24 protein-coding genes are annotated in these 23,267 nt (G+C 66.8%); 10 read left to right on the top strand and 14 right to left on the bottom strand.

Annotated elements, in window-relative coordinates; all coding sequences use genetic code 11:
* Nucleotides 1-25: 25 nt before the first annotated feature.
* Nucleotides 26-631 carry a TetR/AcrR family transcriptional regulator gene (locus AC5Y4D_RS02170; protein WP_500036222.1) on the bottom strand — a complete coding sequence of 202 codons (606 nt, stop codon included), beginning with the start codon at nt 629-631 and terminating at the stop codon, nt 26-28.
* 64 nt (nt 632-695) lie between these two features.
* Here AC5Y4D_RS02170 and AC5Y4D_RS02165 point away from each other — a divergent pair, with 64 nt between their 5' ends.
* Together AC5Y4D_RS02165 and AC5Y4D_RS02160 are read left to right on the top strand one after the other, a co-directional pair.
* Nucleotides 696-1,526 carry an alpha/beta fold hydrolase gene (locus tag AC5Y4D_RS02165; protein WP_500036221.1) on the top strand — a complete coding sequence of 277 codons (831 nt, stop codon included), beginning with the start codon at nt 696-698 and terminating at the stop codon, nt 1,524-1,526.
* A gap of 317 nt (nt 1,527-1,843) precedes the next feature.
* A complete protein-coding gene (locus AC5Y4D_RS02160; RefSeq protein WP_500036220.1) occupies nt 1,844-2,605 on the top strand; it encodes an SDR family NAD(P)-dependent oxidoreductase in 762 nt (253 codons plus the stop codon).
* Here the strand turns inward: AC5Y4D_RS02160 and AC5Y4D_RS02155 are convergent.
* From AC5Y4D_RS02155 to AC5Y4D_RS02115, 9 genes are all read right to left on the bottom strand, one after another.
* The gene (locus tag AC5Y4D_RS02155; protein ID WP_500036219.1) at nt 2,602-3,243 is read right to left on the bottom strand and encodes a PadR family transcriptional regulator; all 642 of its coding nucleotides are present in this window, start codon (nt 3,241-3,243) and stop codon (nt 2,602-2,604) included. The genes AC5Y4D_RS02160 and AC5Y4D_RS02155 overlap by 4 nt on opposite strands.
* Nucleotides 3,240-3,653, bottom strand: coding sequence for a Zn-ribbon domain-containing OB-fold protein (locus tag AC5Y4D_RS02150; RefSeq protein ID WP_500036218.1), 414 nt, complete (start codon nt 3,651-3,653; stop codon nt 3,240-3,242). Before AC5Y4D_RS02150 ends, AC5Y4D_RS02155 begins: the two co-directional genes overlap by 4 nt.
* Nucleotides 3,650-4,810 carry a thiolase family protein gene (locus AC5Y4D_RS02145; protein WP_500036217.1) on the bottom strand — a complete coding sequence of 387 codons (1,161 nt, stop codon included), beginning with the start codon at nt 4,808-4,810 and terminating at the stop codon, nt 3,650-3,652. The genes AC5Y4D_RS02150 and AC5Y4D_RS02145 overlap by 4 nt, the downstream gene beginning before the upstream one ends.
* A 12-nt stretch (nt 4,811-4,822) precedes the next feature.
* Nucleotides 4,823-5,152, bottom strand: coding sequence for a hypothetical protein (locus tag AC5Y4D_RS02140; RefSeq protein ID WP_500036216.1), 330 nt, complete (start codon nt 5,150-5,152; stop codon nt 4,823-4,825).
* Nucleotide 5,153: 1 nt separating this feature from the next.
* Nucleotides 5,154-7,484, bottom strand: coding sequence for a CaiB/BaiF CoA-transferase family protein (locus AC5Y4D_RS02135; RefSeq protein WP_500036215.1), 2,331 nt, complete (start codon nt 7,482-7,484; stop codon nt 5,154-5,156).
* 2 nt (nt 7,485-7,486) lie between these two features.
* Nucleotides 7,487-8,839: an amidohydrolase family protein gene (locus AC5Y4D_RS02130; RefSeq protein WP_500036214.1), complete on the bottom strand. Its 1,353-nt coding sequence runs from the start codon at nt 8,837-8,839 to the stop codon at nt 7,487-7,489.
* A 163-nt stretch (nt 8,840-9,002) separates the two neighbouring features.
* Nucleotides 9,003-9,419: a Zn-ribbon domain-containing OB-fold protein gene (locus AC5Y4D_RS02125; protein WP_500036213.1), complete on the bottom strand. Its 417-nt coding sequence runs from the start codon at nt 9,417-9,419 to the stop codon at nt 9,003-9,005.
* A 15-nt stretch (nt 9,420-9,434) separates the two neighbouring features.
* Complete coding sequence (locus AC5Y4D_RS02120; RefSeq protein WP_500036212.1) at nt 9,435-10,643, bottom strand: thiolase family protein; 1,209 nt, start codon at nt 10,641-10,643, stop codon at nt 9,435-9,437.
* Between the two features lie 9 nt (nt 10,644-10,652).
* Nucleotides 10,653-12,875, bottom strand: a complete 2,223-nt coding sequence (locus AC5Y4D_RS02115) for an acyl-CoA dehydrogenase family protein (RefSeq protein ID WP_500036211.1) — start codon at nt 12,873-12,875, stop codon at nt 10,653-10,655.
* A 142-nt stretch (nt 12,876-13,017) separates the two neighbouring features.
* Here AC5Y4D_RS02115 and AC5Y4D_RS02110 point away from each other — a divergent pair, with 142 nt between their 5' ends.
* On the top strand, nt 13,018-13,587 hold the full coding sequence (locus tag AC5Y4D_RS02110) for a TetR/AcrR family transcriptional regulator (protein ID WP_499943801.1): 570 nt from the start codon (nt 13,018-13,020) through the stop codon (nt 13,585-13,587).
* Here AC5Y4D_RS02110 and AC5Y4D_RS02105 read toward each other — a convergent pair.
* Complete coding sequence (locus AC5Y4D_RS02105; RefSeq protein WP_500036210.1) at nt 13,577-14,185, bottom strand: TetR family transcriptional regulator; 609 nt, start codon at nt 14,183-14,185, stop codon at nt 13,577-13,579. The genes AC5Y4D_RS02110 and AC5Y4D_RS02105 overlap by 11 nt on opposite strands.
* A 17-nt stretch (nt 14,186-14,202) precedes the next feature.
* Between AC5Y4D_RS02105 and AC5Y4D_RS02100 the strand changes: the two genes are divergently transcribed.
* From AC5Y4D_RS02100 to AC5Y4D_RS02085, 4 genes are all read left to right on the top strand, one after another.
* Nucleotides 14,203-15,267 (top strand): DUF1214 domain-containing protein, encoded by a 1,065-nt coding sequence (locus tag AC5Y4D_RS02100; RefSeq protein ID WP_500036209.1) that lies wholly within the window; start codon nt 14,203-14,205, stop codon nt 15,265-15,267.
* Entirely contained in the window at nt 15,264-16,436 is a 1,173-nt protein-coding gene (locus AC5Y4D_RS02095; RefSeq protein WP_500036208.1) for a sulfotransferase family protein, read from the top strand. Before AC5Y4D_RS02100 ends, AC5Y4D_RS02095 begins: the two co-directional genes overlap by 4 nt.
* 66 nt (nt 16,437-16,502) lie before the next feature.
* A complete protein-coding gene (locus AC5Y4D_RS02090) occupies nt 16,503-16,874 on the top strand; it encodes a hypothetical protein (protein ID WP_500036207.1) in 372 nt (123 codons plus the stop codon).
* Nucleotides 16,875-16,927: 53 nt separating this feature from the next.
* Nucleotides 16,928-18,271 carry an acyltransferase family protein gene (locus tag AC5Y4D_RS02085; protein ID WP_500036206.1) on the top strand — a complete coding sequence of 448 codons (1,344 nt, stop codon included), beginning with the start codon at nt 16,928-16,930 and terminating at the stop codon, nt 18,269-18,271.
* Here AC5Y4D_RS02085 and AC5Y4D_RS02080 read toward each other — a convergent pair.
* On the bottom strand, nt 18,268-18,711 hold the full coding sequence (locus AC5Y4D_RS02080; protein ID WP_500036205.1) for a MarR family winged helix-turn-helix transcriptional regulator: 444 nt from the start codon (nt 18,709-18,711) through the stop codon (nt 18,268-18,270). The genes AC5Y4D_RS02085 and AC5Y4D_RS02080 overlap by 4 nt on opposite strands.
* A 68-nt stretch (nt 18,712-18,779) precedes the next feature.
* Here AC5Y4D_RS02080 and AC5Y4D_RS02075 point away from each other — a divergent pair, with 68 nt between their 5' ends.
* Nucleotides 18,780-19,712: an extracellular catalytic domain type 1 short-chain-length polyhydroxyalkanoate depolymerase gene (locus AC5Y4D_RS02075; protein WP_500036204.1), complete on the top strand. Its 933-nt coding sequence runs from the start codon at nt 18,780-18,782 to the stop codon at nt 19,710-19,712.
* Between the two features lie 256 nt (nt 19,713-19,968).
* Here the strand turns inward: AC5Y4D_RS02075 and AC5Y4D_RS02070 are convergent, their stop codons facing one another.
* Both AC5Y4D_RS02070 and AC5Y4D_RS02065 read right to left on the bottom strand, forming a co-directional pair.
* Nucleotides 19,969-20,970 carry an ATP-binding cassette domain-containing protein gene (locus AC5Y4D_RS02070; RefSeq protein WP_500036203.1) on the bottom strand — a complete coding sequence of 334 codons (1,002 nt, stop codon included), beginning with the start codon at nt 20,968-20,970 and terminating at the stop codon, nt 19,969-19,971.
* A 3-nt stretch (nt 20,971-20,973) separates the two neighbouring features.
* Nucleotides 20,974-22,023 (bottom strand): ABC transporter permease, encoded by a 1,050-nt coding sequence (locus AC5Y4D_RS02065; protein ID WP_499943791.1) that lies wholly within the window; start codon nt 22,021-22,023, stop codon nt 20,974-20,976.
* 310 nt (nt 22,024-22,333) lie between these two features.
* Between AC5Y4D_RS02065 and AC5Y4D_RS02060 the strand changes: the two genes are divergently transcribed.
* Entirely contained in the window at nt 22,334-22,711 is a 378-nt protein-coding gene (locus AC5Y4D_RS02060; protein WP_499943790.1) for an STAS domain-containing protein, read from the top strand.
* A 42-nt stretch (nt 22,712-22,753) separates the two neighbouring features.
* Nucleotides 22,754-23,182, top strand: a complete 429-nt coding sequence (locus tag AC5Y4D_RS02055; protein ID WP_500036202.1) for an ATP-binding protein — start codon at nt 22,754-22,756, stop codon at nt 23,180-23,182.
* Nucleotides 23,183-23,267 lie beyond the last annotated feature (85 nt).

Raw genomic sequence — 23,267 nt, 5'->3', positions numbered from 1 at the left:
GCATGGGTATCGCGCTACCTCGACGTCAGTCCTTGAGCATCCCGTCCACCAGCCGGCGCAGCACCTGCCCGACCTCCGCACGGGCCCCCGGTTGATCGTCGGCGGTCGCGACCGCCATGGCCGCCTCGTCGAGTGCGCCGATCAAGACGGTCGCCAGGGGGCGGACCGGCAACCGGTCCAGCTGACCCGCCTCGATGGCAGCGGTGATCATCTGTTCGGTCATGCCCAGGCTGTAGCGCTGGGCGACGTCGCGGAAGCCGGACCACCCGAGGACGGCGGGCGCGTCCAGCAGGATCAGTTGGCGCACTTCGGGATCCCCCGACACCTCCAGCCAGGCGTCGATCGCGGCACGAATCATGTCGGCGGGCGTCGTCGCTCCCGATGAGGCGACCAGGGTGCCCAGCCGAGCCATCACATCCTGCTCGACCGCCTCGACCACATCGCGGAAAAGCGCTGCCTTGTCGGTGAATTGGTGATACATCGCGCCGCGGGTGACGCCGGCCTGGGTGGCGATCTCCGGCGTACCCACCTCCGAGTAGCCGCGCGATCCCCACAACTTGCGGGCAGCCGAGATCAACGCCTCGCGGGTTGCCGCGGAACGCTCCTCCTGGGTGCGCCTCTTGATTTCCATACAACCTGTTGCTAACTTACGAACAGACAGACTGTTTGTAAGCATACCGTTAGTAGGAGTCCTGATGCCGACGATCGACATTAGCGCCGGAACCATCCATTACGAAGCAACCGGACCCGAGGACGGCAGGCCGGTCGTGTTCGTGCACGGATACCTGATGGGCGGTCACCTGTGGCGCCACGTCAGCGTGCTTCTCGCCGAGCAGGGTCTGCGCTGCTTCGCGCCCACCTGGCCCCTCGGGGCGCACCCGCAACCGCTACGACCGGGCACCGATTCCACCATCACCGGCGTTGCCGACATCGTCGCCGACACGATCGAGGCGCTCGGCCTCGACGACGTGGTCCTGGTCGGCAACGACACCGGCGGTGTGGTCGCACAGCTGGTCGCGGTGCATCATCCCGACCGTCTCGGCGCGCTGGTGCTCACCAGTTGCGATGCGTTCGAACACTTTCCGCCGCCGATCCTCAAGCCGGTGATCCTGGCGGCCAAGTCGAAGTCGTTGTTCCGCACGGCGATGCAGACAATGCGCGCCCCCGCCGCCCGGCGGCGGGCTTATGAAGGATTGGCGCACAACGACATTGACGATTTCACGCAGATCTGGGTACGTCCGGCACTGGCCGATCCGGCGATCGCGGAAGACCTTCGCCAACTCACGCTGTCGCTGCGTACCGAAGTCACCACCGGCGTCGCTGCCCGGTTGCCCGAATTCGATAAACCGACTCTGATCGCATGGTCGGGTGACGACACCTTGTTCGAACTCGAGGACGGCCGCCGCCTGGCTGCGACCATTCCGAATGCGCGGCTGGAAGTCATCGAGGGGGCGCGCACCTTCTGCATGGTCGACCAACCCCAGCGGCTTGCCGCGCTGGTGTCCTCGGTCGCCGTACCCGCCTAGTCGCCACGTCCGGGCGAGCCAGGGCTTTCGGGTGTGAATCCCGGGCTTTCAGTGTGAATCCTGGGCTTTCAGCGTGAATCCTGGGCTTTCAGTGTGAATCCTGGGTTTTCAGCGTGCGCCCTGGGTGGGATATGACCAAAGTTCCCGCCCTCCGTTCACCCCGAAAGCCCTCCGTTCACAACCAAAGTCAAGGCTTCACACCGAAGACGCGAAGAAACGGCGCACCCTGAAGGCCTTCGCGCCCACAGCCGCTCGCCGGGCCAATGACCAAGACGGCACCGACGCCATCGAAAAAGCCAGGTACTAGCCTGGCCGTCATGTCCGACAACATCGCGCCGCTGACGGGCCGACGGATCCTGGTGACGGGCGCGGCCACAGGTATCGGCGCGGCCGCGGTCACCGCACTCACCGATGCCGGCGCACAGGTTGCTGCGACGTACCACCAGACGCCGCCACCCGAAGATCTGGCGGCGACCTGGTTACAGTGCGACGTACGCGACGCCGACGCTGTCTCGGCAACGGTGCATCAAGTGGCCGAAAAGCTGGGCGGTCTCGATGTTTTGGTGAACGCCGCGGGACTGTGGCAGCCCGGAATCCCGGGATACATCGACGCCGAACAGATCTCGTTTCTGTTGGACACCAACGTCAAGGCGACAATACTGACCAATCAGGCGGCGTACGCGGTGATGAAGGGTAGCGGCGGTCGCATCATCAACTTCGGCTCCTCGGAAGCCGTTATGGGCAGCCCGATCTCGGCCGTCTACGCCGCGACGAAGGGCGCGGTGCAGGCCTGGACACGTTCGGCGGCGCAAGCCTGGGCCGCCGACCGGGTCACCGTCAACGCCCTGGCGCCGGCGGTGCAGACACCCGGCGCCGATCGCCTGCGCGACTTTCTCGGTCCCGAAGCCGGCGCCCTGATCGATCAGCAACTCCAGACCAGGATTCCGCTCGGCGGGGCGCTGGGCGATCCCGGCCGTGACCTCGGACCGGTCCTGGTGTTTCTTGCCGGGTCCGGCTCGGCCTTCATCACCGGGCAATTGCTGGCGGTGGATGGCGGTCTGGTCATGCTGGGCGCCTAATCCCGGCGTCGACGGATCTGTCCCTTGGTTCGAGGTACCCGCTTGACCGGATCTCGCGTTGTGCCGGTGGCGATTTCGTCGCGTAGCTGCGCGATATTGGACAGTTCCGAGTACAGGCCCCGGATCGCGTAGTCCAAGACCGCGAAGGAGTAGCGCTGCTCGGGGTCGTCGGTGATGCCGAGCTCGCGCGACCGTTGCCTCGACCACAACGCCTCATCCAGCCGGGCTCTGGTGGCCTCGAGGTGCCGATCCAGAGTGTCGACGACACGTTCGGGGTCCTCGCCGCGAGCGAGCCACGTCCGCAGGATCACGGGATGTTTGATGACGACCTGGTCCTGGCCCGGGAAGTGTTGCACCCAGCGCCGCAACGCATCCCGTCCGGCGTCGGTGGTGCCGTAGAGGGTGATGGACCGCTTCCCGGACTGGGCCTCGATCTCGTCGACCATGCCGCGCTCCAACAGCCTGTTGAGTTCGCGGCGCACGTGACTCACCGAGGGCGACCAGTAGAAGTGACCGACGGACAGCTCGGCGCGCATCTTGATCTCGCCGGCGGTGAGTTGCTCGTCGTTCGCGGCCAGCACCCCCAACACCAGATAGGCGGTAATCGGCAGTCCGGCGACGGTCCGGGCCGGGCTCACGGCGCCCCGGTGAAGTACGGCAGCGTGACGTCGGAATCGACAGGATGGAACTGCACCCGCACCCGCATGCCGATCTCGAGCGCATCCGCGTCCACGCCCACGATGTTGGTCAGCAGCTGATAACCCTCGTCCATGGTGACGATCGCCGGCGCATAGGGCGGTTCGAACTCCGCGGTGACCGGTCGGTGCACGACGGTCCAGCTGTAGATCTCACCCTCACCGGCACTCGGCGACCAACTCAACTCAGGCGAAAGACATTGGCGGCAATGCTCGGTCGGCGGGAAATTGGCTTGCCGGCATTCGTCGCAACGCTGATAGAGCAATTGGCGGGATCGGCATCCTTCCCAGAACGGGATGCTCAGGTGACTGCTGGCGTGTGGTACCGGCCCGGTCTGCGGTCGTAGCTTCATCGCGGCTCGTCCCCCAGCAGCAGCACCGTAGTGAACAGAGCTCCCGCTCCTCCGTTGCTGCACAACGCAATATGAGCGTCGGGTACCTGCAGCTCACCCGCCTGGCCCCGGAGTTGCTGCACCGCCCGTACGGCCCGCTGCATCATCTGCGGGTTGGCGCCGGCGTGGCTGAACGACATGGTTCCTCCGTCGGTGGTGATCGGGTGACTGCCGTCGATCGCGATGTGACCGTCGGCGACGAAGGGTCCGCCCTCGCCCTCGCCGCAGAAACCGAAAGCCTCCAATTGGCGGATGATTTCGAACGAGAAGGGGTCGTAGAGTTCCAGCACGTCGACGTCGTCGCGCCGCAATCCGGCGTGGGCGAAGGCGCGATCGGCGGCGTGCCGGCCCACCACGCCGTTCACGTGATCGCCGCGGCGCCCCTTCAGGTCCCAGGCGGGTGGATGTTGATACGACGGGCCGTGAAAGTCCGCGCCGCTGCCCAGAATATAGATCGGCCGGGTCGTCGTCTCGGTCGATTCCAAGTTGGCCAGCACCAGCGCGCAGCCACCCTCGGAGGTGGTGGCGCAGTCGAGCAGATGGAACGGGTCGGCGATCGGCCGGGACGCGGTGATGTCGGGCGGGGTGAACGGACCGCGTTGGTAGTAAACGGCTTCGGGGTTGCGCGACCCGTTGTTTCGGATGGTGGCTGCGACGATCGACAGCTGCTCGCGGGTGGTGCCGTAGACGTGCATGTGCCGCCTCGCGATGAGCGCGAACTCGGCGGTGGTGAACATGCCCCACGGCGCCACGAATTCGTTTTCCGGGCGCGTCCAGGGCGCGGTGGCCTCGTGGTCGCGGTATTCACCGGCCTGGGCGGCGACGAGCACCACGACGTCGGCCATACCGTGTTCGATCGCGGTGGCCGCCTCGGTGATCATGCCGACACCGAAACCCATTCCCTGCCAAGCCGGTCCGATGCGCAAGTCGTAGATCAACGAGGTGGACATCGGGCTCGCGCTGATCCCGTCCACATCGTCGAGACTCAGGCCGGCGTCGCGCAGTGCTCCCTGGATGGCTTCGATGGCCAAGCCGCGTGAGGTCGCGCCGTCCAGCCGGCGGCCCTGCGCGGTGTTGTACACACCGACGATGGCCGCCGTGCGCTTGGTCGCACTCAACCTGCCTCCACTTCAGTTTTCGTCCGCTACCACACCGAGATACGTTCCCAGGACGTCGTATTCGCGTCCGTCCCGGTTGATGACGCCGATCGTCGTCGCACGCGCGTCGAGGGTCGGTGCGCCGTGTTCCACGACGTCGATCCGCACGTCGACCGGCCGCGCGGTCTGTGGATCGGTGATCTCGACGACCATCGCCACTGCCTGCTCCGCTTCGTCCCACTCGACCCCGGTGATGCGGTGCCGCGCGGTCAGTTCCATCACCACCGAATCCTGACGCAGTAGGAACCGCACCGGCGCACACAGCTCACCGGAGCGGGGCGGTACACACAGCGTGACAGCCACGTCACAGCCCCGCCGGACGGGACGCGGTCACACCGGACTCGGACAGGACCGCGAGATCTTCTGCCTGCCAACCCAATACGTCGCTGAGTACCTCGTCGGTGTGCTGGCTGTACAGCGGTGCGACGCGGCGGATCCAGCGCCGCGTCCTGCCGACGAAGGCGAATGGCATACCGGTGCACAGGAATGACCCCGCGACGGGGTGCTCGACCCGCTCCCAGAAGCCGCGGGCGAGCAGGTGCGGGTCACCGAGCAATCCGGCCGACGCGGTGAGCGGCGCCGCGGCCACGCCGTGCGATCGCAGTGCGCACACCGCGTCGGACACGGTGTGCCGCCCCGCCCAGTCCGTGATCAGCTTGTCGAGTTCGTCGGCATGTTCCCGCCATTCGGCTTCGCCCGGACCCAGCTCGGGCCGACCGATCAGACGCCCCAGCGACGCACGACCGGCGTCGTCCACGGCGGCGAGCGCAACCCACTGGTCGTCACCCTGGCAGCGGTACACCCCCTGCGGGGCGGCGCCCGGCCCGCGATTTCCCTGACGCCGCAATTCGATTCGGTTTCGCGAATACTCCACCACCATCTCGGCGGCCACGTTCAGCGCGGCCTCGACCATGGTCGATTCGACATGCACACCGACGCTGTCCCGATCGCGGACCACCAACGCCGCCACCACCGCGAACGCCGCATGCAACCCCGCGATCGGGTCGCACACGCCCCGCGGAATCAGCGGAGGCCCGTCGGTATGACCGGTCATCCACGCCATCCCGGTCGCCTGCTCCATGGTCTGCGCGAAGCCGACGCGGTCGCGCCACGGACCGTCGAGGCCGAAGGCCGGCATCCGCACCATCACCGCACGCGGGTTGGCGGTCTGCACCGCATCCCATTCCAGTCCGAAGTTCGCCATCACCCGGGGTGAAAAGTTCTCGATGACGAGATCGGTTGCGGCGATGAGATTCAGCGCCACGTCCCGCCCGGCGTCGGTGCCGAGTTCGACGCTGATCGCGCGCTTGTTGTTGTTGCTGCACAGGAACACCGGGCCCCATTCCCACCACTGGTCCCAGCTGGGCGGGCGTCCGGCGGAGAATCGCATGCCGTCGGGGCGGCGCACCCCCTCGACCTTGATCACGTCGGCCCCGAGACTGCCGAGGAACTGAGTGGCGACCGGACCGGCCCAGAACGCGGTCAGGTCGGTGACTCGGATGTCGGACAACGGAAGTGCGCCGGCATCGCCCGTAACGGTCCGGGCCGGCCTGGGCGGCCAGTGCACATTGCCGTTGTCCGCGCCCAGATCCGGTGGACGTCCGGGTGCTCTGGTCGCGAAAGCGTCAGCGCGGTACGGAACCCGCGGTTGCAGCACGCCGAGGGCGGATTCGACGAAGACACCGCGCTGCACGAAGTGGTCGACGGCCGGCAGGGTGGCCGGAGTCGCGATGGGCGCCACCGGAATCCGGAACGCCACGGCCAGATCGACGATCTCCTGGGCGGTGCGACTGCTGGTCCAACGGGTGACCATGTCGAGGAATTCGTCGCGCCGCGCGATCCGGCCGTCGAAGGACGCCAACTCGGAATCGCCGATCAGGTCGTCCCGCTCGATCATCACCAGGAAGTCCTGGAACTGCTGTGCGGTGATGGTGCAGAAGCCGACCATGCCGTCGGCGGTGGGGACGATCGACGGCAGCTCGAGACTGCGGGCGAACAGCAGGGAGTCCGCGCCGAGCACGCTCGCCGACATGGCCGGCAGACCGCCCATCGCGATCGCCATCGCCTCGAAAATCGAGACGTCGACGACCTCGCCGCGGCCGGTCCGGGCGGCATGTCGCGCCGTGGCGGCCGCGACCGCCGCGGCGCAGGTGCCGGCCAGCCACTCGCCCAGTCGGCCGCCCGCCTGGACCGGTTCGTCGCCGGGCCAGCCGCGCCCGGCCGTCGACCCGCACAACGCCTGCAGGATGAACTCGTTGGCCAGTACCTGGTCGTCGACATAGGGACCGGTCGTCCCGAACGGTGTCACGGCTACCACGACGGCAGACGAACTCGTCTGCGCCGCAATTTCATCCAACGTCCAGCCGCCGGTCAGGTCGGTGAATACGACGTCGGCTCCGGCCAACAGGGCGGGATCGTGGTCGGTCACTGATCTCTTGCCGGCGGCCAGGTAGCCGAACAGGGCGCCGGGGCGACCGCCGCCCGCCGACCAGTTACGCAGCGAATCACCGGGCGGTGTCTCGACTTTCACGACGTCGGCTCCCGCGTCGGCGAACATCTTGGCGGCATACGCGGCCGCGATGCCGTTCGACGACTCCAGCACCCGCCACCCGGTGAACGGCGGCTCCGCGGTCACGCTCAGTTGCCCAGGGTGGTCGCGCGGCCGGCGATCCCGCTGGCCTCCACGGTCACCGGCGCCGTCACGCCTTGGGCCTGGAGGGCGAACTGGGTCATCCGGGTCCACGCGTCGCGGTCACGTTGGCTGGCTTCGTGACCGACGTGGGTCACCACGTCGACGTCGGCGGCCTGGCTGCGCAGGTAGCCGGCCCGCGCCTGGTCTTTGGGGATGTACTTGAACGGGTCGAAAGAGTATGCGGCCATCGCGTTTTCATGGGTGATCTTGTCGACGACGGAGTCGTCGAGGTGACCCATGGTCTCGATGACGTCCTCCGGCGCGAACGGCCAGTTGCTGTCGGAGTGCGGAAAGTCGGACTCCCAGCACAGCATGTTCTCGTTGAACCAGTCCAGGTTCCGTACGCCGACTTTGTCGCTGATGAAGCAGGTGTAGAAGTGCCGCTTGAACACGTCGGCCGGTCCGGCGTAGCCGGGCGGGAATTTGGCCAGCGTCCAGCCCGAATGGCGTTTGTACACGTGCTCGGCGCGCCAGACGAAGTACGGCATCCAGCCCACGTCGCCCTCGGTGAGCGAGAACCTCAAGTCCGGGAAGTCCGACCAGAACTCGGCCCAGATGAGCTCGGTGAAGGTGAACATGCTCATCATCGACGAGGCCGTCATCATCACGCTGGCCGGTGCGTCCAGGGAGACCATCGGTGACCGCGACGCCGAACCGACATGTGTGCACAGGACCGTCTTGTTCTCGCACACCGCCTCGAACAGCGGGTACCAGTACTTGGTGTGAATGCTGGGCATCTGCAACGCTTCCGGGTTCTCCGAGAAGGTCACGGCGTGACATCCGTTGTCCGCCAGCCGTTTCACTTCCTTGGCGGCTTCGGCGACGTCGTAGAGCGGCAGGATCCCGCACGGGATGAATCGCCCCGGATAGGCCGCGCACCATTCGTCGACGTGCCAGTCGTTGTAGGCCTTGATCATCACCAGGTTCACGTCGCGGTCGGGTCCCTGGTTGAGCACCTGCCCGGAGAAGCCGGTGAAGTTGGGGAAGTTCAAACCGGCCAGTTGCCCGCCGGCGTTCATGTCGCGGACCCGCTCGTCGACGTTGAAGCAACCCGGACGCATCTCGTCGTAGCGTGACGCGTCGACGTTGTACATCTCGCGGGGTTTGCCGGCGACGGCGTTCAATCCCATGTTGCGTCCGCGGATCTCACCGTAGTACCACTGCTGGATCCCGTCCGGTTCGATCACCACCCGGGGCGCGCGGTCTTTGTACCTGGCGGGAACGTGCGCGTCGAACATGTCGGCCGGCTCGGCGATGTGGTCGTCGACGCTGATCAGGATCAGATCGTCTTTGTTCATGGGCGTGCTTCCCGACGGTGGCCGATTCAAGGACTAGTAGACACTGATCTGTGCGGCGGGTCAATCGTCATGGCGACCAAAACCGCAGGCCAACCAGTGATCGGTCGGCAGCCCCGATGTGACTAATAGTCGGCCCCGCTGGCCCCGCCTCGCCGAGGGGGACTCAGCCGGCGGGTTCGTAGCGCAGCATGGTCACCTCGTGCTCGGGGTAGTCGACGAACACCGGACGCACCCGCATGCCGACCTTCAGGTCACCCGGCTCGACGTTCACCATCTCGGTGGAAAACCTTGGGCCCTCGTCCCATTCGACGATGGCGAGCAGTTGCGGCACCGCGTCGGCGAAGTGCGGGCTGACCGGTCGGCGCGCGACGGTGAACGAGTACAGCGTTCCCATGCCGGAGATTTCGCGCCATTCCAGGTCGTCGGCAAGGGTGCGTGGGGCGCGCACCCGCGGGTAGAACACGTAAGCCTGCGACGACGGCGAGTACTGGATCACCACGCGGTGTTCGGCCAGCGCATCCCAGAACGGCGCCGTGGTGGGTGTCTTGACCGGCATCGGCCGGTCGAAGCTGATGGCCATGAATTCTCCTGCTGCTCAATCGCCTTCGAGGACCAGCGCGGTCTGTTCGGACAGGATCCCGCCGTTTCCGGAGACGAACGCCCGGTTGCAGTCGGCGACCTGAGCGGCGCCCGCGCGGCCCATGATCTGGCGGGTCGCGTCGCAGATGTGGTGCATGCCGCCGGCCAGTCCGGCCTGCCCGAAACCGAGTTGACCGCCGGCGGTGTTGAGCGGGAAGTCCCCGCGGAAGGTCAGGTCGTGACCGGCGACGAAGTCCAGTCCCTTGCCCTTTCCGCAGAACCCCGCGTCCTCCAGGGACAACATCACGGTGATGGTGTAGCAGTCGTAAATCGAGACCATGTCCATCTGGTCGCGGTCCAGACCGGTCATGCCGAAGGCGGTGTCGGCGGCCGCGGTCATCGGCGTCTGCAACAGATCCTCGGCGTAGGTGGGCGTCTTGAACGGTACGTTCTCACCGAATCCCTTGATCCACACCGGTCGGTTCCGGGTCCGCTTGGCGATGTCGGCATTGGCGACGACCACGGCGGCGCCACCGACGCACGGCATCACGATCTCCAGCATGTGCAGCGGATCGGCGATGACCGGGCTGGCGAGCACGTCGTCGACGGTGAGCGGCTTGTCCTTCCAGATCGCTCCGTCGGTGTGGTTGGCGTTGACCCGCTGGTCGACCACGATCTTGGCCATCGCCCGCTCGTCGTAGCCGTAGACGGCGGCGTACCGCTGGGCCACCTGACCGTAGGGTCCGTTCTGGCCGAGGTTGCCGTAGGGGATCTCGAATTCGGCTTGCGGAGAACCGTATTGGTTGCTCGACGATCCGAAGAACATCGCGTCCACCATCGGCCTGGGTTTCTTCTTGGACGACGGCGTGATGTAGCGGGCCGGCAGCGCGCACAGCACCGCGTCGCAGATCCCCAGCTCGATCGCTGCGGCCGCCCGCCACACCATGGCGGCGGCACTGGCGCCACCGAGATCCACGAGTTCGGCGAATCGCGCTGGAATACCGAGGTATTCGGCGATGGTGGACGGCACGAAGATCTGCGACTCAGCGAGATGCGATGCCGCGATGCCGTTGACGACGTCACCCGTCAAGCCCGCGTCGTCGAGTGCGGCCGCGGCCAGCTCCGCCCACTGCTCGAGGACGAACGGCGCCGGCGAGGCCTTGTTCAGTCGCTCGGGCGGCAGCTCGACGTATCCGACGATGGCGGCTTCTCCGCGTAATCCCATCCGGTGTCCTTACTTACGGGGCAATCCGAGAATCATCTGGGCGATGATGTTCAGCTGGATCTCTCTGGTGCCGCCGCCGATCAGCTCGGCGGGTAGGTGCAGATAGGGCTCGACGATCGCCGGTTGCGAGTCGGCAACCATGGCCAACCGTCCGGTCAGCTGCAGGGTGGCCGCAAAAGTTCGGCGCAGCAACACGTTCATCGCGACCTTGGCGATGCTGGATGCCGGTCCCGACGCCTGGCCGTCGAGCAACCGGATGGTTTCCCGCACGCCCAGCGCCTTGATCGCGTTGGTGTACGCGTCGAGTTCGCCCAGCGCGCGCTGCGCATCCTCCCGGTCCGGTCCGTCCTGCGAAGCGAGCCGGCGCAACGCGGCGGCGCGGTCGAACTTGACGTATCCGCTGATGGCCGAACGCTCTTCGGCCATGGTGGCGATGGCCAGGTTCCAGCCGCCGACCGCGTCACCGAGCAACATGTCATCGGGGATGAACACGTCGGTCAGAAACACCTCGTTGAAATGTGCTTCCCCGGTTGCGGTCTTGATCGGTTGGATCTCGATGCCCGGTGAGCGCATGTCGAGGATGAAGTAACCGATGCCGCGGTGCTTCGCGGCGTCTGGATCGGTCCGGGCCAACAGCGCACCGAAGTCTGCCCGGTGCGCCACCGACGTCCAGATCTTGTGCCCGTTGATCTTCCAGCCACCGTCGACCTTGGTGGCACGGGTACTCAGTGCGGCCAGATCGGATCCGGCCCCCGGCTCGCTGAACAACTGACACCACGCGATCTCGCCACGTTGTGTCGGCGGAATCAGCTTGTCCTGCAGATCCTCAGACGCCGCGCGCAGCACCGAGGGCAGGATCCACTCGGCGATACCGAGCGAGGGACGGACCAGGTCTGGTCGCTTGGCGAATTCGTCGTCGATGATGAGCTGGCGCAGCGGACCGGCATCGAGTCCCCAGGGCGCCGGCCAGTGTGGCGCGATCAGGCCGGCTTCGGCGATCAGGGTGCGTTGCGGACCGGTCTTGAAGTCGTCGTAGTCGCCCTGGCGTCCGGGTTGGTCGTTGGTCAATTGCAGTGCGGCGTCCAGGGTTTCGGCTACCGACGCGCGGAAGTCGGCGTCGGCGTCGCCCAGATCCACCGACATGTCCCGCTGCTGCGTGCAGGTCAACCTACCCAGGCGCCGCGCCCACCGGTTTGCCGGCCCGAGCGATGCGGCCAGGCTGATCGCGCGCCGCCAATACAGGTGCACGTCGTGTTCCCAGGTGAAGCCGATGGCGCCGAACATGGTGAGCGCATCGAGCACCAGATCCGGCACCGGCGAGACCGCGATCACGGCGGCACCGGATGCGGCGATGCGGTGCTGGTCGAGGGGTTCGTCCAGGGCGCGGATCGCGTCCCAGGCCGCGGCGCTGGCCAGCTCGCTGTTGACCAGCAGCATCGCCGCGCTGTGCTGCAGCGCCTGAAAGGTGCCGATCACCTTGCCGAACTGTTCCCGGATGCGCAGGTGCGCGGTCACGGCGTCTACACACCACTGCGTGATGCCGGCTGTCGTGGCGGCGACCAGCGCGACTACCACGCATTCGGCGCGCTCGGCATCGATGCCGCTCAGCACATCGGTCGCGCCGTGTTCGGTCAGGCGCAGGATTCCCACGTCGGCGACCAGGTCGGTGCCCTCGTCGACGGGTTCTATTGCTGCGGTGGCACTTTCGGTATCGATCACCGCCCACACCAGGTCCCCGTCCGAGGTTCGGGCCGACACCAGGAGCAGCCGTGCCGAGCAGAGCCCCGCGGTGACCGTCGAGGTCCCGTCGATCACCCATCGCTGGCCATCGAGGTTGGCATGGAAGTCGCCGGCGTCGGGAAGGATCACCGCGGCAGGTGCGCCGGAGGCGAGTTCGCGCAGCAACGCTTCACTCGCCGGCGTCGGCTCGGCCAGCAACGCGACCGCACCCGCAGCTACCGTCGCCAGCAACGGTCCACCCAACAGCGATTTGGCCGCCGCCTCGAGTACGCACGCGACGTCGATCAGCCGGCCGCCCTGGCCGCCGACCTCCTCGGGAAGGTGGACCGCATGGAAACCGTTGCCCACCAAAGCTTCCCACCAGTCGGGCACCTTGCCGACCATCAGCCCATCGAGATTGTCGCGGGTCGCGGCGACGGGGGCGTGCCGCGCGGCGAATTGGGCCACAGCGGCGCTGAGTTCCTGCTGCTCGGCGGTCAGTCCCACGCTCATGACAGCGGTCCCGCAATGGGACTCGGCTTCGGCCGCACCAGCTGCTATCCTCTCGTCTTACAAGACGAACCGTCTCGTCTTGTGGGACATTACGGCCCAGCGCAACGTGTGTAAAGCCGGTGCCACGAGCGAGGACCACTGCATGACGACCGATCTCACGCCGCGCCGCCGAAGCGAGAAGTCGCGCACGGCCATCGTTACCGCCACGCGTGAGTTGCTTCTCGAGCGCGGATTCGACGGCCTGACCATCGAGGCGGTCGCCGCCCGCGCCGGGGTGGGCAAGCAGACCATCTACCGCTGGTGGCGCAGCCGACCGGTACTCGTTGCCGACGTGATGCTCGAGGATGCCGACAAGATCCTGGCCTCGATGAACCACACCGACGACCTGTCCGCCGACCTGGTGGAGTGGGTCGGCAAGCTCGCCGCCACCCTCACCACGACCCGCGGCTCGGCCATGCTGCGGACGCTGACCGTCGCCTGCATGGAACACGAGGAGACCGCCGACAGGTTGCGGGCCGGGTTCAGTGCGCCGTTGCACGCCAGCGTCCGGACTCGGTTGCTCGCGCACGGGATCGACGCGGTCACCGCAGATTCCGCTGCCGATGCCATCGTGGGCGGGGTGGTGTACCCCATTCTTTCTGGCGCACAGGGTTATTCGCGCCGGCGTGCCGAACTGAGCACGCGCCTGATCGTGGATGCGCTCAGCCGTTAGCAACGACTATCGAGGCCAGGCCGGCACGAACCCGATCGGGCAGCGACCCGCCGTGGCTCAGCCAGTCGTCCAGAGCGATGCGAACGGTGGCCATCGCCAGCGCCCCGAGCAGCCGCGGCCGGGGATCCTGCGGCACCAACCCGTGCATGCGTGGGGCGACCAGCTCGGCGATCGCCGCCTCGTAGCGCACATAGATATGGAGCGTCCAGGCGTCCAGGGTCTCCGAGGACCTGGTGAGGGTGGCCAGCTCCCGTACCTGGGACTCGATCTCGACGAAGTTGTCGGCGAGGGACCCGAAGGCGCCGGCGATGGCGTCGGTGGCGGACAGGCCGGCCGGCTGAGCGGCCAGCGCCGAAGTGATCCGCCCCAGCCAGAGCGCGTTCACACCTTCGGCGACGGCGTCCTCCTTGGAGTTGAAGTAGCGGAAGAAGGTCGCCCGACCGATGGCGGCCTCGTCCGCGATCCGCTCGACCGTCGCCCCGGCCAGACCGACGTCGGCCACCAACGCGGCCGCGGCTGCCGCGATGCGTTGCCGGGTCGCTGCGCGCCGGCGCTCGGCGGGCGACTCCGGGAAACCACTCGCCAAAACGTGAGACATAGTCTAAGTATGAGACTATGACTCAAGTCGACGCACCGCAGGCGGTCGGCGCCTGGCAGTTCTTCCGGCAGATGCTGGCCGACGTCACCAATATCGTGACCGAGGATGCCGAAACCGAGCGGGAGCTCCTCGAAGGGCTGCGAGTGATCGCGCGGGTCTCGTCGCTGTGCTCGCAGATGGCCGTCGAGGCCGACTCGAGCCAGCCGGCGTTCTTCGACATGTGCTCGCCGAACCGGATGATCGGCGGCCCGAATCCCGACGGCAACTATTACCTGGCGATGATCCGCGGTGACCGCAGCTATCGGATCACCGGCACCCGAGGCACCAGCGCCTACCTCGGAATCCAGATCCTCGCCGGCACCGGGCTGACGCCGCGGCGGATGTCCGGATACCTCAGCGACACCGATTTGGCCCTGACCGCAGGCGAATTCGCGATCGTACTGTCCGCTGGGCAACCGGCAGACCTCGACGGGGCGCAGTGGCTGCAGATCCCCGACGACGCGTCCTCGGTGGTGGTGCGGGAATACATCGGCGACCGCGCCGACGAAGAGCTGGCCACCCTACGCATCGAGGCCCTCGACCCCGACCCGCTCACACCGCTGACCGACGACGCGCTGGCCGAGCAGTTCACCGCGATGGCCTGGTCGCTGATGAAACTCGCCACGCTGCACCGCACCATCAAGCCCGAGTTGCTGGACAACGCCAACACACTGGTGACCGCCGAAGCCGCGGACCTCGGCGCGGCCGACACCACCCCGGACAACCTGTACATGATCGGGACGTATCGCCTCGAGCCCGGGCAGGCGCTGGTCCTCGACATCGAACCGCCAGACACGAGGTATTGGAACGTCACCCTGGAAAGCATCTGGCACGAGTGCCTGGAACCCCGCCGGCGGCACAGTTCGGTGACCAACCGCGGCGTGCAACCGGGACCGGACGGACGGGTCCGCATCGCGATCTCGGAGCGGGACCTCGGGCTGGGCCACTGGCTCGACACCGGCGGCCGGCATCGCGGTTTCGTCGTGCTGCGCTGGCTGGACAACCCGACCCCGCCCGCCGTCACGGTGTCGGTGCACCCATGACGCTGCAGGAGCGATTCGATCCGGAGCGGCTGATCGCCACCGCGTGCGAGGAAACCGGTCACGACGACTTCGGCGACGACGGCTGGCGCGACGGACTCGAACGGGTCGCCGACGGCCTGGTCACCGAGGCACGGTTGTCGGCCATCGGGGTCGAGATCGCCTACCTCGACCTGATGCGCGCGCTGAAGAACCGGCTCGACGTGATCGCCTGGCGCAAACAGAATCCCGGGATCACCGAAAAGCCCGTAGCCGCACCCATCTTCATCGTCGGCCAGCCCCGCACCGGAACCACGATCCTCTACGACCTGCTCGCCCAAGATCCCGACCTGCGCGCCCCCCTGACCTGGGAGGTCGACGCGCCCTGCCCCGTCCCGCAACCCGAGACCTACCACGACGACCCGCGCATCGCCGTCACGCAGGCCAGCCTGGAAATGTCGGAGCAGATCATCCCCGGCTTCCTGAAATTCCACCCGATGGGCGCGCTGGTCGGACAGGAGTGCGTGCGCATCACCGCCAGCGACTTCGTCAGCATGATCTTCTCGGTGCAGTACCGGCTGCCCAGTTACTACCGGTGGCTGCTGTACGAGGCCGACCATGCCGGCGCCTACCGGTTCCACCGCATCTTCCTGCAGCATCTGCAGTCCGGCGTGCCCGGGCAGTGGCTGTTGAAATCGCCCGCGCATCTGTGGCAACTCGAGGCCTTACTCACCGAATACCCCGACGCCCTGATCGTGCAGACACACCGCGATCCCCTCAACGTCATCTCCTCGATCGCCGCACTCACCCATCACCTGCGGCGGATGGGCAGCGACGAATCCGATATCGCCGAATGCGCCGCGCAGTCCTACGAGGAGATCGTGGTGGGTCTCGAGCGCGAAATGGCGCTGCGTGAGAGCGGCACGGTGCCTGCCGACCGGGTGATCGACGTGCACTACGCGGATTTCCTGGGCGACCCGTGGACCACGATCGGCGGCATCTACCAGAAGCTGGGTCGCGAGTGGCGGCCGGACGCCCAGCAGCGCATGCGGGACTTTCTGGCCGCCCATCCCGGTGACGGCGGACGCGGTCGCTACACCTGGTCGGACACCGGCTTGAACGCCGGCGAGGTTCGCGACCGGGTCCGCGGCTACCAAGAGCGCTACGGGGTGCCCACCGAGGAACTGCGCTAGACGAGCTGAAAAATTGGGCGCCGTTATTTCCCCCAAAATGTGACGAAAGACATAGACTTCCGGCTTGTGACGACCCCGTCGAACCCTTTTGGCGACGAACGACGGCGACTCTCGCAGCAGCTTCAGATGCGAGGTCAGGTGCTTGGGCGCAGGCAGGCGCGACGGCTGAGCCGGCGCTTCGCGCACGTCGGCGTGGACATACCCCCGACCCGACTGCGGCAGTTGGTCACCGGGTCAGTGGACGCCGACCGGGAAATGACGGACGTGAACTTCGCGTTGATCGCCACCCGGTACAACCGCGAGAAGCAGGCCGCGAAATTCGTGCACTTGCAGCGCCGCTGTAAGCACGCGCTGGTCTGTGCCGGCTTGGTCTTGGTCGCACTGAACTTCCTGATCTGTCTCGGTTACGTCTTTTTCACCCTGGCCCATCAGTCCTAGAACGAGTAGTACTACGCAGGTGTCGGCGGGCGCCGGACAGCCAAGCTGCTTTCATGACAACTTTTTTGGGCTTTCCGCGCGCCGCTGAATTGGAGGCAAGCACGCCGGTCGACCGCGACCGCGCGATCGACGTCATCCGGATCACCGCGTTGGTCGGGGTGGTGATCGGTCACACGGTGATGGCGATCAGCATCATCCGCGGCGGCGTACTCATCTGGGACAACCTGCTCACCACCTCGGTCGTGTTTCAGGCCCTGACCTGGATCTTCCAGATCATGCCGCTGTTCTTCTTCGCCGGCGCCGCGGCGTGCGTAACGTCCTGGCAGCCCGGCACCAACTGGGGCGGCTGGCTGTTGAAGCGCTGCACCCGGTTGTTCCGGCCGGTCTTCTACTACCTCGCGTTCTGGGCGGTCGCGCTGGTCGTACTGAATCGAGTGCTGCCCCGACACGTGTACGAGCCAGTCGCGGGGATCAGCATTCAGCTGTTGTGGTTTCTCGGCGTGTACGTGCTGGTGCTGGCGGCGATGCCGGTGCTGCACCGGATTTCCACCCCGGCCCGACTGGCCGGCGGGGTGGCAGTGGTCTACGCGATGGTCGCGGTTGTCGACGCCGCCCGGTTGCACTGGTCCGCGCTGGCCCCGCTCGGTTATCTCAACCTGGCGGCGTGGCTGATCCCCGGCATGTTCGGCGTTGCCTACCGGCGCCGGTTGATCACCGGCCGGGTCGCGGTGATCCTTGCCACGGCGATGTTCGCGGTAGATCTCGCGCTGCTGCAGTGGGGGCCCTATGAGTTGAGTCTGGTCGGCATCGAGGGGCAGCGGCTGGCCAACATGAGTCCTCCGTCGCTGCTGTTGGCCGGGCACGCAATTGTGCTCAGCGCGTTGGCAATTGCTGCCGCGCCGAGGATCGACCGGTGGGCCCGGCGACCCCGCGTCTGGTGGCTGACCGCAATCGGCAACTCCGGGGCGATGACGCTGTACCTGTGGCACATGCCGGCGCTGCTGGGCGTGCACGTGCTGTTCGACACGCTCGGACACCCGCGCTTCCCGGGACAGCCCGACTTCCTGGCGATCAGCCTCGTGCAACTCGCCCTCATGGTCGGCGTGGTGGCCGTGTTGTTCGTGGCCCTGCGCGCGTTGGAGAACAATCCGTTGCCTGGATGGGACGGCGCCCACGCCGTCGCGTCGGCGCGACGCGGCACCGCGGTCGGCATCTTGTTGTGTGTGGCCGGAGCGGCGATCTTGGCCGCGGTGAAGTGGGGCCTCAAGGACGAGGGGCTGGTCTGCGTCACGATCATGCTGATCGCCTTGGCGGCGGCTCGGGTGCTGGCCGCGGCGTGGCTGCCGCAGGCCGGCCGGGCATTGGGTAACGCGCTGGGTATTCGGGCCGTGCGCTAGGTGTCGGCGGCCAGCAGTAGCTGCAGCATCTCGCGGAACTCGCCGAGTCGGCGCCCACCCAGAATGTGTTCCCACTTGTTCTCCAATTCGACTGCGCTGGAACGTATCACCCGCAGCGCACGGCGACCGCGTGGGGTGAGCTCGATGATCAGGGTGCGGGCGTCGTCGGGATTGGCCACCCGGGAGACATAGTCATGGCGTTCCAGCGCCGATACCGCCTGAGCCACGGCCTGGCGGCTCACCGCCAGCCGGTCGGCCAGCTCCGAGGCATGCAGGCCACCGGCGGCCAGCGGGACGAGGGCTGCCGCCTGGGCCGGACGGATCCCGTCGAGCCCGGCCTGGGCGAAAGCCGTTTTCAACCGCGGGGCCCCGGTCGCGGCCAGCAGCTGGACCAACGCCGGCACGGTCGGTTGCCACGGCGCATCCACCAGACGTCGCATGGCTGCAGAGTGTGCCACAAATTGACAAGTTTCTTGTCAATCTGTGGCTGGGCTGTCACGATGAGTCGATGGTGGCACCGCGCGCCCGGGCACTCGGCATCGTCGTCCTCGCGACGCTGGTCGTCCTTGTCGGCGGATGTTTCAGTCACGGCCACGCGGTGGGCGCACCGACGATACCGGTGGGTCAGTCCTCCCAGAGCATCGAATGGGGCGGCGAGACAAGAACTTTCCACCTCTACCGTCCGCAGGGACTGATGGACCCGGCGCCGTTGGTGGTGATGCTGCACGGCGGGTACGGCAGCGGCACGCAGGCCGAGCGTGCCTATCACTGGGACACCGAGGCCGACAGCGGCCACTTCGTGGTCGCCTATCCCGACGGACTCGGCCGGGCCTGGAATGCCGGATCGTGCTGCGGCAGCCCGTCCCAGGACCGTCTCGACGACGTCGGGTTCATCACCGCCGTCGTCGCTGCCATCCAGCGGCAACTGCCGATCGATCGGACCCGCATCTATGCCACCGGCATGTCCAACGGGGCCATGATGTCGCTGCGGCTGGCTTGTGAGACAGATTATTTCGCCGCGATCGCCCCGGTGGCGGGCGCCTTGGTGACCGATTGTGCGCGGGCGCGGCCCACCTCGGTGCTGCAGATCCACGGCACCGCGGACGCCAGCGTTCCGTACCACGGTGGACCGGGCAAAGCGCTGAAGGCAGACGGGACCCCGCGCGTGGACGGCCCGCCGGTCCCGTCGGTGACCGCGACCTGGCGTGCCATCGACGGGTGCGGGCCACCGACGTCGTCGACTGCCGGGGTGGTCACCACCGAAACAGCAGAATGCCCCGATGGCCTTGCCGTGCAATTGATTTCGGTAGCAGAGGCCGGGCATCAATGGCCCGGCGGTGCCAGCGGACCCGTCTCGAAAAGACTCGGCCTGCCCGAGCCGTCGACCGCGCTGGACGCCACCGACACCATCTGGCGGTTCTTCGCCCAGCACCATCGCTGAACGCCGCGCGCACAGTTATTCGCTGCCGCGTTCCGGCGAACCTGCCGCGTTGCGGCGAACCTGCGGCGTTGCGGCGAACCTGCGCGTTCAGTGTGAATCCTGGGCTTTGCGGCGGAAGCCCGAGCGGGATCTAGCGGATTTTCCCACCGTGGGCTCACCGTGAAAGCCCTCGCTTCACCCCGAACGCCAAGAGCTCACACCAAAGTCATGCAACAGCCGAAACACCCAAACCTGCCGCTTGAAACCGCGCCCCGGGTCAGTCGCTGAGCTGACGGTGTTCGATCAACTCACGGATACCGCCGCCGCCCAATCGCTCCCGGAACGCCTGAGCGGTGTACCCCACCACCTTCGCGTCGGTGCGGGCCCGCGCGGTCGCCGACCGCGGCATGTGAAACAGCACGCCCATCTCACCGAAGTAGTCACCCGGTCCGGCCACCTTGATCAATTCCTCACCGCCGTCGGCCATTTCGTGCACCAGGTCGAACTCGCCTTCGATGACGACGTAGATCAGTTCGCCCATCGTGCTCTGCTCGAACAGCACCACCCCGGCCTTCAGCTCGAAGGTCTCCGGCGGACGGTTCGTGTCGGCGAAGTCGGGAGTCAACTCGACCACGCGGTCGGCCATCGGCAGCATGCGGTTGTCGTGCGTCGCGACCACCACCACCCGGTCGCCGTCGGCGAGTTCGCGGATCAGCCGCAGGACCTCCTCCACCTGGATGAAGTCGAGGTGGGCCGTCGGTTCGTCGGCCAGGATCAACGGCGGATCCAATGCGATGGCCCGCGCCACCGCGACGCGTTGCTGCTGCCCGCCGCTGAGATCCCCGGGCCGATGCTTCATCCGGTCACCGAGGTTGACCCGTTCGAGCAGCTCGGTGGCCCGTTGGCGCGACGCCGAACGTGACATCCCGGCCGCGCGCAGCGGCACCATCACGTTCTCCAGTGCGGTCAGACTCGGGACGAGATTGAACGCCTGGAAGACGATGCCGACCTTGTCGCGGCGGTACTTCGCCAAGGCCTTCCCCTCCAGGGAAGTGATGTCGACACACCCGTCTGCCGAGTCGAACTTGATGGTCCCGGATTTGGGTCGCAGGATGCCACCGAGGCAGGACAACAGCGTCGTCTTACCGCAACCGCTGGGCCCGAGCAGGATCACCAACGAACCGGCTGCCACGTCGAGGTTCAGGCCGTTGATCGGCCGCAGGGCGTAGCCGCCGCTGTCGTACTCGACGACCAGGTTCTGGATGCTCAGATCACCCACGGCTCAGGGCCCTCCGAACGCGAGCGCGGGATCGATGGCCACCACCCGTCTGAGGCCGGCGAGGCTGGCCAGCAGCCCGATCGCCGTCGCCACCACCGGCAGCAACAAATAGGCGGCCGTCGGAACCGCCACCACCATCGGAAACAACGGCGCCAATAGCTTCGACAGCACCACACCGACCACGGCCGCCACCAGCGAGACGATGAGCGCCTGCAGGGCCAGTCCCGCCAGAATCGAGCGAGTCGGCGTCCCGATCGCCTTGAACACGGCGAAGTCACGCACCCGTTCGAGGGCAGAGAGGTACACCACCGACCCGACGATCAGCACCGCCACGATCCACAGCAACACGGCGACGATGGAGATCGAGTTCACCGCGACCTTCAGCGGTCGGATCAGGTCGTCGACGGCGCCCGCGCGGTCGTAGGTCCGGTAACCGTCCGGCAGCGCGCGCGGGGTGCCATTGACCCCGATCGAGGTGACCATCGGTTGGCCGTTGTAGGCGATCCGCTGCAGACCTTCGGTCGTCAGGAAGATATTGGGAATCTTGGCCAGCGCGGTCGAGTTGGGCACGATGCCCACGATCCGCAGCGTGTGGGCGCCGACCTGGAAGGTGTCGCCGAGGTGTCGGCCCAGCGTGCTCGACGCCGCCACCTCGTCCGGTTTTGACGGGACCCGACCTTCGGAAACCTGCGGCATGCCGGGCCCCCGCTCGGGCGCGCCGAAGGCCGTCACATTACGGGTCGACTTGTCCTCCCGCATGATCGTCCCGACGCAGCCCAGCGGTGCCGCGGCCGAGACCCCGGACTCCGCACGCACCCGCGCCAGGTCGACGTCGGGAAACGGCGTCGACCCCAGGAAAGGCCCAGCTGCACCGTCCTTGACCACAAATGCGTCGACACCCAGGGAATCCACGGTCTGCCGGGCTTCCACGCGAAATCCATTCGCCAGGCCGCTCATCACGAGCGTCATCCCGAAGATCAGTCCGGTGCTGACGATGGCGATTACCAGGCGACGCTTTCGCCATTGCATATCGCGCAGCGCGGCAAAGAGCATTCGTAGACGCTACCAACGCCCACAAGTGTCGGATCGAATTCGCCTGCACACCCCGCGGATCACGGCGGCGACGGGCCGGTGCTGGTCGGAAGGCGGCCGGACCCGACTGATGGCAGAATGTTTACCTGCCGGAATGGCGCCCGTCGAAGATTTTGGTGCGTGGCCTAGGATTGGATTTCGTTGGCTGCCGCAGGGCTGCACAAGGCAGTGCAGTATCCATGGCGGTTGTCGCGGGTTGAATCAACAGCCCCACAAGGCGTGGTTGTGTGAAAACTATTGGTGTCCCTGGCGGACGGATTTGAGATAAAGCATGGTCGATCAACCCGGCGATCCAATCAATCGCACAACTTTCGAGGTGGAGCAGTACCAGACGGACGGAGCCGTCGTCCTGGCTGTCTCGGGCGAAGTGGACATGCTGAGCGCGCCTCAGTTGGCCGACGCTATGCAGACGGCGCTGGCCGGCAAGCCCGCGGCCCTGATCGTCGACTTGACGAAAGTGGAGTTCCTGGCATCCGCCGGCATGAGCGTGCTGGTCAACGGGCAGGCTGAACTCGTTCCGCCGACCCGCATGGCGGTGGTCGCGGACGGGCCGGCGACCAGCCGCCCGCTCAAGCTGATGGGTATCGACAGTGTGCTTCCGCTGCACCGCACCCTCGACAGCGCGCTGAACTGGCTCAGTGGTGCGTGATCCCGTAACGGGAGCTGACCGGACGCTCTGATCGGCGGGCCCGTGAGACCACAGCAGGATGACCGTTCTCGCTTCGTCCGGACGCGGGTTGTCGCCGACGCGCCGAGCGCGAGCCGGCTCCGCGGCGAGTTCCGCAACTGGCTCGACCGGCACTTCACGTTGGGCGCCGAACGGTTCAGCGACCTGGTGCTGGCCGTCAGCGAAGCGCTGGCCAACGCCGCCGAATTCGCTTACCCCGACTCCCCTGACCAGGGAACCATGGATGTCCGCGCGGCCTACGACCCCGATTCGGACACCCTGGCGGTGACCGTCAACGATCAGGGGCGGTGGCGCCAGCACGGCAGCCCGGCGGAGCTGGCCCGCGGCCGCGGCATTCCGCTGATGCGTGCGCTCGCCGACACGGCCAGGATCGACGGCACGCCGCACGGCACGCAGGTCACGTTGACCTGGCGTCATCTGACCGCCTCCTGAGTCATTGACTCGGGCGAGCCGGGCGCCTACCGTCGTCAGTACATACGCTACGCATCGTAGCGAAATAACCATTCGGCACTGGTTC

The organism is Mycobacterium sp. NGS67, assembly GCF_059812185.1.
This window is presented reverse-complemented; position numbering and strand designations above follow the sequence as displayed.